The sequence below is a fragment of the Pseudomonas sp. Sample_9 genome, assembly GCF_004307535.1.
Lineage (GTDB): Bacteria > Pseudomonadota > Gammaproteobacteria > Pseudomonadales > Pseudomonadaceae > Aquipseudomonas > Aquipseudomonas mercuritolerans.
Genome location: NZ_RAZO01000229.1, coordinates 1 through 9451, shown reverse-complemented (window position 1 = coordinate 9451; position 9451 = coordinate 1). Strand labels below are relative to the sequence as shown.

At 59.0% G+C, this 9451-nt stretch carries 12 protein-coding genes; 11 read left to right on the top strand and 1 reads right to left on the bottom strand.

Going from position 1 to position 9451, the window contains the following annotated elements; translation table 11 throughout:
• The 11 genes from D6877_RS13150 to recX all read left to right on the top strand — a co-directional run.
• A partial coding sequence (locus tag D6877_RS13150) for a baseplate J/gp47 family protein (protein ID WP_130911071.1) occupies positions 1-729 on the top strand: 729 nt, incomplete at its 5' end.
• The gene (locus D6877_RS13145) at positions 717-1316 is read left to right on the top strand and encodes a putative phage tail protein (protein ID WP_130911070.1); all 600 of its coding nucleotides are present in this window, start codon (positions 717-719) and stop codon (positions 1314-1316) included. The genes D6877_RS13150 and D6877_RS13145, both read left to right, overlap by 13 nt.
• A gap of 12 nt (positions 1317-1328) precedes the next feature.
• Positions 1329-2882 carry a phage tail protein gene (locus D6877_RS13140; RefSeq protein ID WP_130911069.1) on the top strand — a complete coding sequence of 518 codons (1554 nt, stop codon included), beginning with the start codon at positions 1329-1331 and terminating at the stop codon, positions 2880-2882.
• Between the two features lies 1 nt (position 2883).
• The gene (locus D6877_RS13135; RefSeq protein WP_241662895.1) at positions 2884-3351 is read left to right on the top strand and encodes a tail fiber assembly protein; all 468 of its coding nucleotides are present in this window, start codon (positions 2884-2886) and stop codon (positions 3349-3351) included.
• Positions 3352-3484: 133 nt separating this feature from the next.
• A complete protein-coding gene (locus tag D6877_RS13130; RefSeq protein WP_130911068.1) occupies positions 3485-4372 on the top strand; it encodes a phage tail protein in 888 nt (295 codons plus the stop codon).
• Positions 4373-4819, top strand: coding sequence for a phage tail assembly chaperone (locus D6877_RS13125; protein WP_130911067.1), 447 nt, complete (start codon positions 4373-4375; stop codon positions 4817-4819).
• Positions 4820-4931: 112 nt separating this feature from the next.
• Entirely contained in the window at positions 4932-5498 is a 567-nt protein-coding gene (locus tag D6877_RS13120; RefSeq protein WP_130911066.1) for a glycoside hydrolase family 19 protein, read from the top strand.
• Positions 5477-5995: a lysis system i-spanin subunit Rz gene (locus D6877_RS13115; RefSeq protein ID WP_130911065.1), complete on the top strand. Its 519-nt coding sequence runs from the start codon at positions 5477-5479 to the stop codon at positions 5993-5995. Before D6877_RS13120 ends, D6877_RS13115 begins: the two co-directional genes overlap by 22 nt.
• A gap of 67 nt (positions 5996-6062) precedes the next feature.
• Positions 6063-6563: a CinA family protein gene (locus tag D6877_RS13110; protein WP_130911064.1), complete on the top strand. Its 501-nt coding sequence runs from the start codon at positions 6063-6065 to the stop codon at positions 6561-6563.
• 83 nt (positions 6564-6646) lie between these two features.
• A complete protein-coding gene (recA, locus tag D6877_RS13105; protein WP_130911063.1) occupies positions 6647-7705 on the top strand; it encodes a recombinase RecA in 1059 nt (352 codons plus the stop codon).
• A gap of 9 nt (positions 7706-7714) precedes the next feature.
• Positions 7715-8182: a recombination regulator RecX gene (gene recX, locus D6877_RS13100; RefSeq protein ID WP_130911062.1), complete on the top strand. Its 468-nt coding sequence runs from the start codon at positions 7715-7717 to the stop codon at positions 8180-8182.
• A gap of 58 nt (positions 8183-8240) precedes the next feature.
• Here the strand turns inward: recX and D6877_RS13095 are convergent, their stop codons facing one another.
• On the bottom strand, positions 8241-9356 hold the full coding sequence (locus D6877_RS13095) for a TIGR00730 family Rossman fold protein (protein ID WP_130911061.1): 1116 nt from the start codon (positions 9354-9356) through the stop codon (positions 8241-8243).
• Positions 9357-9451 lie beyond the last annotated feature (95 nt).

Sequence of the window (9451 nt, the reverse complement as noted above, 5' to 3'; positions counted from 1 at the left end):
GATGGCCGCACTTACAAAGTCACCACCGCGCGCACCACGGTCAATGGCAGCAACAGCACCACGATTGCGGCGCTGGAGGCCGGCAGCCTCGGCAACGCCGATGCCGGTCTGGCGCTGACGCCGGTGCAACCGATTGCCGGCATTGTCGGCAGCAGCTTTGTGGTGCTGGCGCCGGGCCTCAGCGGTGGCGTGGCCCGCGAAAGCCTCGAGTCGCTGCGTTCGCGGGTCATTCGTTCCTATCGGGTGATTCCCCACGGAGGCGCGGCCAGCGACTACGAAACCTGGGCACTGGAAGTGCCGGGCGTGACCCGGGCGTGGTGCCGTGGTGGCGATGGCGGGATGGGTATTGTCAGCCTGTTCATCATGCGCGATGACGATACGCAGCCGATTCCCGGGGCTGAGCAATTAGCCGAGGTTCAGGCCTATATCGAACCCCTGCGTCCGATGACCGCCGAAGTGCATGTGTTGGCTCCGGAGCAGGTCCCGGTCACCTATAAATTACGCCTGAGTCCTGATACCAGCGCCGTGCGGGCCGCGGTGCAAGCGCAACTGCGTGACTTGCACAACCGCGAGGCCGGTCTGGGCGACACCTTGCTGCAAAGCCATATCCGCGAAGCGATCAGCAGCGCCGCCGGCGAGTACGACCACCAACTGATTGCGCCCGTCGGCAATGTCGTGCCGACCGAGAACCAGTTGCTGACCTTCGGGGGTTGCATATGGGAGGCATAAGAACTGCGGTGCAGTATCAGGCCCAGTTGCGCAACCTGCTGCCCAGTGGTCCGGCCTGGGATCCGGAGCGAGTGCCGGAACTCAGTGCAGTGATCGAGGGCATTTCCCAAGAGCTGTCACGTCTGGACGCCCGCGCCGTTGACCTGCAAAACGAAATGGATCCTGCCGGCGTCAGCGAGCTGGTTCCCGATTGGGAGCGGGTCATGAACTTGCCTGATCCCTGCCTTGGACAGAAGCCTTTGTTCGACGACCGTCGTCTGGCGGTGCGCCGACGCCTGCTCGCAGTCGGCAGCCAGACCATAGGCTACTTCGTCGAAATCGCCAGAACTCAAGGCTATCCCAACGCCACCGTGACTGAGCTCAGAGCACCACGAATGGGGCGCTCACGTTTTGGGAATGGGCACTTTGGCAGTTGGCAGGCGCAGTTCATGTGGACGCTCAATACCGGTGGTCGGCAATTCATCGGTCGGCGTTTCGGCGCCAGTTATTGGGGCGAGCGCTTTGGTGTAAATCCCGGTAGCGCCCTGGAGTGCCTTATCCATCGCAGTGCACCCGCGCATACCCGCGCGCACATCAATTATGACTAGAGGTTAGAAAGTATGGATTACCCGAAAAACACCCCCGGTGTCGGGCTGGTTAATGGACAGTTTGTGGACGAGAACCCGGTCGCAGGAACACCTGGCTCTTTGATTCCGGCAACTTGGGGCAATGCTGTTACCCAAGAGATCCTGAACGTGATCAAAGCGGCGGGGATGGAGCCCGAGGAAGATGTTTCAACGCAGTTGCTGCAAGCTATCCAGAGTTTTGCCGCTCATGACTTCAAGAATTCGGTGCGGGTAGCGACCACGGGAACGATTGCCCTCAGCGGGTTGCAGAATATCGACGGTGTACAACTGGCTGTGGCAGATCGAGTGCTGGTGAAAGATCAGGCCAATGCATCGCAAAACGGTGTTTACGTGGTGGCTGCCGGCTCATGGTCGCGCGCAGTGGATGCGGCGCAGGACTATCAGGTGACCAGCAGTTTCATCATTGCGACCGATGAAGGTCTAGTGAACAGGTCTCGCCTTTGGCAACTGACCACGCCAGGTCCGATCAAGGTCGGTACCACTGCGCTGACGTTTGAATTGCTGGCGGGGTACACCGGCGTCGCATCTGGCGAATACCGCAAGGTCATGGTCAATGCACGGGGGCAAGTAACAGCCGGCTCCAATCCGACAAGCCTTGATGGCTACGGCATCACGGATGCGTACACGAAAGTGGCTGCCAACAGCGCATTTGTGAAACAGGGCGGTGGCGCCGGGCAACTTGGCAACACGGTATCCATTGGCTGGGACGGCAAGAACATCCTGATCCAGGTGGACGCCACCAGTTTTGGCAACCTGTGGTGTTCGGCCAACTTTGACCCTGGGACCAAGGCCAATGTCGCGGACGTTTACAGCAAGAGTGCGACGAATGGCTTGCTGGACGCCAAAATCGCTTCGGATACATGTTCGGTGGCCGGTTTCGCAGGTGGGAGCTCCGCCTCTCCGTATATGCGAAACAAGAACAGCAACGAAGTCGTGATGCTGGCGAAAAGTGCCTCGACGCTTGCGGGCTATGGCATTACGGACGGCATGACGCGTGCCGAGATCACCGGCCAGGTCAGTGCTCGCGTGCTCAGTGACGGCATTACCTGGGCAGGGTTTGCCAGTAATGATCCGAATCAGCCCTATATGCGGCGTACTTCCGATAACGGCGTCTATCTTTTGCAGCCCCGTCTGGGGTTTACACCGGTTCGCCAGGGCGGAGGAAACTTCCAGTCGAACAATACGGTAATGATCGGCTGGGCTGCTGACAGTTCGTCTCTGCGGGTACAAGTCGATGCATCTGATCTGGGCAGCATCTGGACCGACGGCATCGGTAATGCCAAAGCGGTCGCTGCGCAATCAACCGCCGAAGCAGGCGTGGTCGGTTCTTATGCCTTGTTGGTCGTTGGCGGAGGAGGCGCTACAGGGCCGGGCGCACTTGCTGCCGGTGTCAACTGCCGGTTCACGGCCACTGACGGCTCTGCCTGGGGCGGCGCCCCTGCCGGCACCTGGCGAATCATGGGGGCTATCCGAAATGCCGACGGTGCCAGCCCTGACTCCACTGTTCTATGCCTGAGGGTTTATTGAAATGATGACAATTCTGAGTGCGCGTCAGCCCTGCTGGAACGACGTGGAACATACCTCGTTGAACCTGTTGGTGACTTTCGAAGAAACCAGAGATTCGTTGGGTGAAGTACCGTTTACGGCTTCGCCGAAAGATCCGGAGACTCACGGTCGAGAGTTGTTTGAACGGGCGGTTGCGCTGGAATACGGCGACATCGCCGAACCCGACGAAGAACAACTGAAAGATGCGATGCGCATGAAATCTTCCGCGCTCTCGGCGCTGGCTTCATCGATGATCGCAAAGTTGCAGGGTGACTTGAGCACTCTGCAGGACTCCGAGGCGCTGGGCATGGCCACTGATGAGGAAATCACGCAGTTGCCGATGACTCAGGCGCAACTTGATCTCTGGAGAAAGTACCGGGTACTGCTTTCCAGAGTCGAAAGCCAGCCCGCTTTCCCTCGCGCGATCGATTGGCCACCGCAGCCTGATTGAATGTTTGGTGGAGGAGCCGAGTACATAGCCCTTGGAACCCTGCGCAGCATTTTTGCTGTTTGCAGAGCGGTCGCAGGGCCGGGCCGGCTGTGTGCACTCTCGGCGTCGAACGAATAACAGCCGGAGACTGGAAATGGATTATCCAAAGAGTGTGCCCAATATCGGACTGGTCAATGGCAGGTTCGTAGATGAAAACCTTGCAAGCGGAGCGCCGGGCTCGCTGATTCCTGCTGTGTGGGGCAATGGTGTAACGCAGGAAATTCTGAGCGTTGTGCAGGCGGCAGGTATTACGCCGGACGAGACGACCAATGATCAATTGCTGGGCGCACTTCGCAGCCCGGCGCTGTTTTTGACTGCCGCCCAGTTTGATAAAGGTCGGTCAGTGGCCACTGCCGAGTTTGTTCAGCGTGCGTTAGGCAATTACGCAAGTGCACGGGGAATATCCGCCGCAACGCAACTATCGATCGCTGATATCGGCTGCTCGATCGGAATGGGCGGGACCGTTTCCTATATCGTTACCCTGCCTGACGTGGCCTCGGTACCTGACGGTGCGAGCATTGGCCTGCACTGCCGCAACAGCGCACCGGTCACGGTTGCGAGTAAGTCCGGTGCGCAGATCAGCCCCCAAGGCGCCTATCTGACCTCGATTGTGATGAACAGCGGGGAGAGCGCCAACTTTGTCAAAGAGAGCGGCATCTGGACGGTTTACGGGACCGCCAGTTTGAAATATGCCGCACTGTTTTCCGGAATGGTCAGCAATCCCGGGTATCAAAAACACGCCAGTGGCAATATCGATCAGTGGGGCACGGGGGTATCGAACGCCGAGGGGGATGTCTACGTGACATTTCCGATGACGTTTCCCAAGGCATATTTCTCGCTCGTAGCAACACATACGGGAGGCGATGCGGCGATGGTTGCGGTAACGGCATACAGCGCAAAGGGCTGCACGCTGAGAATCCGCAATGCTGCTGGTCAAGTCAGCGCCGGTTGGTCGGTGAATTATTTTGCAAAGGGCTACTGAATGAACCCCTTCACTGTTTTATTCAGCGCCAGCACCCAGGGCGCGTATGTGCCGGGTATCAACTCGACGGACATTCCCGATGACGTAATCGAGATTCCCCAGGGCTATTGGATCTCATTACTGCAACAGTTGGCGGTCACTCCAAAAATGATTGGCGTGAGTGCGGCGAACGGCTACCCGATTCTGGTCGATCCACCGCCACCCTCGCCGGATGCAGCCGCTGACGCCGAGCGCGCCTGGCGCACAGCCCAGCTGGCCGCCACTGACGGTTTGGTGGCGCGTGACCGGGACGAACTCGAGGACGGCGGCGGTACCACGCTGACTACCGAGCAATACGCACAATTGCAAGTCTATCGTCGTGAGTTGCGTGACTGGCCGCAGGGATCATTCTTTCCGTTCAGTGAGTACCGGCCGTTGGCTCCGGGGTGGTTGGCTGCTGCAATCTGAAGCAGCGTGATCGAGGACTTTATTGCCTGAAAACTCCAGAAAGAAATGGCTGGCAGGCATCAGTCGCCAGCCGTGATTCAATCGGGGCCATATCCAGGGAGGATCAAGCATCATGCAAATAACTGAAAAACACCTTATCGACATCATGCCCAACGCCCGCTCCCAAGCGGGCGTTTTTGTTTCGCCGCTCAATACCGCTATGGCCAGGCAGCGCATCGATACGCCGAAACGTATCGCGGCGTTCCTCGCCCAGGTCGGTCACGAGTCGGGCCAATTGCGTTACGTGCGTGAACTGGGCAACAACCAATACCTGAGCAAATACGACACCGGCACCCTGGCGCTGCGTCTGGGCAATACGCCCGAGGCGGATGGCGACGGGCAAAAATACCGAGGGCGTGGGCTCATACAAATCACCGGTCGCGCCAACTATCGCCAATGCAGCCTCGGCTTGTTTGGTGATGAGCGTCTTTTGTCGTTACCCGAATTGCTCGAGCAACCGCAATGGGCGGCGGAATCGGCGGCGTGGTTCTGGGCGCAGAAGGGCCTGAATGAACTGGCGGATGCGGACCAGTTCAACACCATCACCCGCCGCATCAACGGCGGGTTGAACGGCTTGCAGGATCGCCTCGAGATCTGGGCGCGGGCGAGGGCGGTGCTATGTCCGGCTCCTGGCGCGTGATTGGTCTGATGTTGCTTGTGGCCGGGGCGTTTGCAGCTGCATGGCAATTGCAGGACTGGCGCTACGGGCGGCAATTGGCCGAGCAGGGGCGGTTAAACGCCGAAACCCTCAATCAACTGACGCAGACCGCCGCCACCGCGCAACAGGCCGAGCAGGATAAACGCCTGGCGCTGGAGCAACGGCTCGCGGCCAGTGAACAAACTCATTATCGAGCGCTGAGCGATGCCCAACGTGATCAGGATCGCCTGCGCGATCGCCTTGCTACTGCCGATGTGCGCCTGTCAGTCCTTGTCGACGCCGGCGACGTTGCCCACGGCTGTGCGCTGCCAGCCACCGCCGGCACCGGCGGCGTGGATTCTGCAACCGTACGCGCCCGACTTGACCCGGCGCATGCTCAACGAATTATCGCCATCACCGACACCGGCGACCGCGCACTGATTGCCTTGCAGGCCTGTCAGGCCTATGTCAGAGCGCTGGCGCCCGAACATCTTGAATGATTCTGTGTATTGAAAGCATGGCCGGCTCGTGTACGGTGAAGGCATTCCACACGATCTGGAGCTCGCCGTGAAAGAGACCACTCAACTGGCCGCAGAACTGGGCCGACGTCTGCAAGTGCTCAATGCCCACGTCACCACTGCCGAGTCCTGCACCGGCGGCGGGATCGCCGAAGCGATTACGCGGATTCCCGGCAGTTCGGCCTGGTTTGAAGCGGGGTACGTGACGTATTCCAATCGGCAGAAGACCCGGCAGCTGGATGTGCCGGGCGATTTGTTCGAGACGGTAGGGGCGGTCAGTCGCGAAGTGGTCGAGGCCATGGTGCGCGGTGCGCAGCAGCACAGCCTGGCGCATTTTGCCGTGGCGGTCAGCGGTGTCGCCGGCCCCGACGGTGGCACGCCGAACAAACCGGTGGGCACGGTGTGGCTGGCCTGGGGCGTTGGCGACGCGGTTTCCAGCGAGGTTCAGCACTTCGCCGGCAACCGTGATGAAGTCCGCCGACAAACGGTGAAGGCCGCGCTAGAGGGACTTGTGCGACTAGCGGCACGAGAAATCGAAAATCAGGGGTAGGCGATCTTCGAACGCTGTGGAATAATACTGGCTACTTATACAGGTGTTGGCCGTCAGGCCTTATTGATTACGTGAGGACTTTAATGGACGACAACAAGAAGAAAGCCTTGGCTGCGGCCCTGGGTCAGATCGAACGTCAATTCGGCAAGGGTGCCGTAATGCGTATGGGCGATCAGGACCGTCAGGCGATCCCGGCCATCTCTACTGGCTCTCTGGGTCTGGACATTGCACTCGGCATCGGCGGTCTGCCAAAAGGCCGTATTGTTGAAATCTACGGTCCTGAATCCTCCGGTAAAACCACGCTGACCTTGTCCGTGATCGCCCAGGCGCAAAAAGCCGGCGCGACCTGCGCATTCGTCGACGCCGAACACGCGCTTGATCCAGAGTACGCCGGCAAGCTGGGCGTCAATGTTGACGACCTGCTGGTTTCCCAGCCGGACACCGGCGAACAGGCCCTGGAAATCACCGACATGCTGGTGCGCTCCAACGCCGTTGACGTGATCATCGTCGACTCCGTGGCGGCATTGGTGCCGAAGGCTGAAATCGAAGGTGAAATGGGCGACATGCACGTCGGCCTGCAAGCACGTCTTATGTCTCAGGCGCTGCGTAAAATCACCGGTAACATCAAGAACGCCAACTGCCTGGTCATCTTCATCAACCAGATCCGCATGAAAATCGGCGTGATGTTCGGCAGCCCGGAAACCACCACCGGTGGTAACGCGCTGAAGTTCTACGCCTCGGTTCGTCTCGACATCCGCCGTACCGGTGCGGTGAAAGAAGGCGACGAAGTGGTCGGCAGCGAAACCCGCGTCAAGGTTGTGAAGAACAAGGTGGCTTCGCCGTTCCGCCAGGCCGAGTTCCAGATTCTTTACGGCAAAGGCATCTACCTTAACGGCGAGATGATCGACCTGGGTGTGCTGCACGGTTTTGTCGAGAAGTCCGGCGCCTGGTATGCCTACGAAGGCACCAAGATCGGTCAGGGCAAGGCGAACTCGGCCAAGTTCCTGGCGGACAACCCGGAAATCGCCGCGAAGCTTGAGAAGCAACTGCGTGACAAGCTGCTGGCACCAGTGGCAGACGTCAAGGCTTTGGCCTCCCGGGACAAGGTCGATAACATGGCTGAGGCCGATGTCGACGTTTGAAGTCATTGAATGACTCTTGTACTTGATACCCTCGTCGCGGTGCGGCGAACCGCCATGGACCTGCTCGCACGTCGCGAGCATGGTCGAGTCGAGTTGACGCGCAAGCTGCGTCAGCGCGGCGCCGAGGCGGAGCTGATCGAAACAGCCCTCGACCGTTTAACGGAAGAGGGGCTGCTTTCCGAAGCCCGTTACCTTGAAAGTTTTGTTTCCTACCGCGCCCGTTCCGGCTATGGCCCTCTGCGAATTCGCGAGGAGCTCAGCCAGCGAGGTTTGCAACGTACCGATATCGAAATCGCCCTGCGCGAAAGCGGTATCAACTGGCAGGCGCAGCTTCAGGATACGTGGCAACGCAAGTTCTCCGGACATTTACCGATTGATGCGAAAGAACGGGCCAAGCAAGGCCGGTTTCTGGCGTATCGGGGGTTCTCGATGGAGATGATCAACCGCTTGTTCAGCGGTCGAGGGATGGACGATTAAACCGATTCAACAAAAAAGGCCCGCTATTTTTTAGAAAATAGCGGGCCTTTTTTTGCCTTCAAATTACGTTGGAAGGCTCGCGTGAGCGTTGTGCAGTGGGCGGTTTTGAATCGGCCCAGTTTTCCGGGAGGTTGATGAAATCCACCAACTCTCTTAGTCGACCGTGGGTGCGGCCGTTGAAGGCAAACGCCAATCGCGCCAAGTGGCTGAACTGTGCATCGTCGTGTTCTTCACCGTTGTAGGCATGTTGATGAAACTGGTCGCTGAGGCACAGATCGGCGAACTCTTCCTGCATCTGCGCCAGAGCCTGATCGCTGAGCTTGTGGTTCATGCGGATCACAAACTGCCGCTTGAGCCAGCGGCTGGAGTGGAAGTTGCTATAGAACTGATTGATCTCCTCCACCGCTTCTTCAACGCTGTAGACCAGGCGCATCAACTTCATATCCGTCGGCAGGATATAGCGGTTTTCTTCCAGCTGATTGCGGATGAAGTCCAGCGCTCCCTGCCAGAAGGTACCGCCCGGAACATCCAGCAACACCACCGGCACCAACGGGCTTTTGCCAGTCTGAATCAGCGTCAGCACTTCCAGCGCTTCATCAAGGGTGCCAAAACCGCCCGGGCACAGCACCAGCGCATCAGCCTCTTTGACGAAGAACAGTTTGCGGGTGAAGAAAAAGTGGAACGGCAACAGCTTGTCGGTGCCATCCACGGTCGGGTTGGCATGTTGTTCGAAGGGCAGGGTGATGTTGAAGCCCAGGCTGTGGTCACGCCCGGCTCCTTCGTGGGCGGCGGCCATGATGCCGCCGCCAGCGCCGGTGATCACCATCATTTCCGCACGCGTCAGCGCTGCGCCGAGTTCGCGGGCCATCGCGTATAGCGGATGTTCCACTGGCGTACGTGCCGAGCCGAACACGGTGACTTTGCGCCGGCCTTTGAATTGCTCGAGTACACGGAACGCCTGCTCAAGTTCACGCAGGGCTTGCAGGGTAATCTTGGCATTCCAGCGGTTGTGGTCTTCCTGAGCCATGCGCAGCACGGTAAGGATCATGTCGCGGTAGATGGGGATGTTCGGGCTGTTGGCGGAAACATGGTTGAGTTGTGCTTCGACCTGGCTGATGAGGTCGCCGCTTTCCTGAAAATGACGGCTCAAGAGGTCATTCGGCTGATAAGGCATTCAACGTCTCCTTCTGTACAGAGCGGGTAGCCCTGACAATCAGCGTCCGGGCCGCACTGCAAAAACACACAGGGCCGGCAGTTCCATTTCTGCCG

Bases quoted from the DNA above. Each gene is read 5' to 3' on its own strand.
- D6877_RS13145 (WP_130911070.1), top strand. From the start codon at position 717: ATGGGAGGCATAAGAACTGCGGTGCAGTATCAGGCCCAGTTGCGCAAC.
- D6877_RS13140 (WP_130911069.1), top strand. From the start codon at position 1,329: ATGGATTACCCGAAAAACACCCCCGGTGTCGGGCTGGTTAATGGACAG.
- D6877_RS13135 (WP_241662895.1), top strand. From the start codon at position 2,884: ATGATGACAATTCTGAGTGCGCGTCAGCCCTGCTGGAACGACGTGGAA.
- D6877_RS13130 (WP_130911068.1), top strand. From the start codon at position 3,485: ATGGATTATCCAAAGAGTGTGCCCAATATCGGACTGGTCAATGGCAGG.
- D6877_RS13125 (WP_130911067.1), top strand. From the start codon at position 4,373: ATGAACCCCTTCACTGTTTTATTCAGCGCCAGCACCCAGGGCGCGTAT.
- D6877_RS13120 (WP_130911066.1), top strand. From the start codon at position 4,932: ATGCAAATAACTGAAAAACACCTTATCGACATCATGCCCAACGCCCGC.
- D6877_RS13115 (WP_130911065.1), top strand. From the start codon at position 5,477: ATGTCCGGCTCCTGGCGCGTGATTGGTCTGATGTTGCTTGTGGCCGGG.
- recA (WP_130911063.1), top strand. From the start codon at position 6,647: ATGGACGACAACAAGAAGAAAGCCTTGGCTGCGGCCCTGGGTCAGATC.
- recX (WP_130911062.1), top strand. From the start codon at position 7,715: ATGACTCTTGTACTTGATACCCTCGTCGCGGTGCGGCGAACCGCCATG.
- D6877_RS13095 (WP_130911061.1), bottom strand. From the start codon at position 9,356: ATGCCTTATCAGCCGAATGACCTCTTGAGCCGTCATTTTCAGGAAAGC.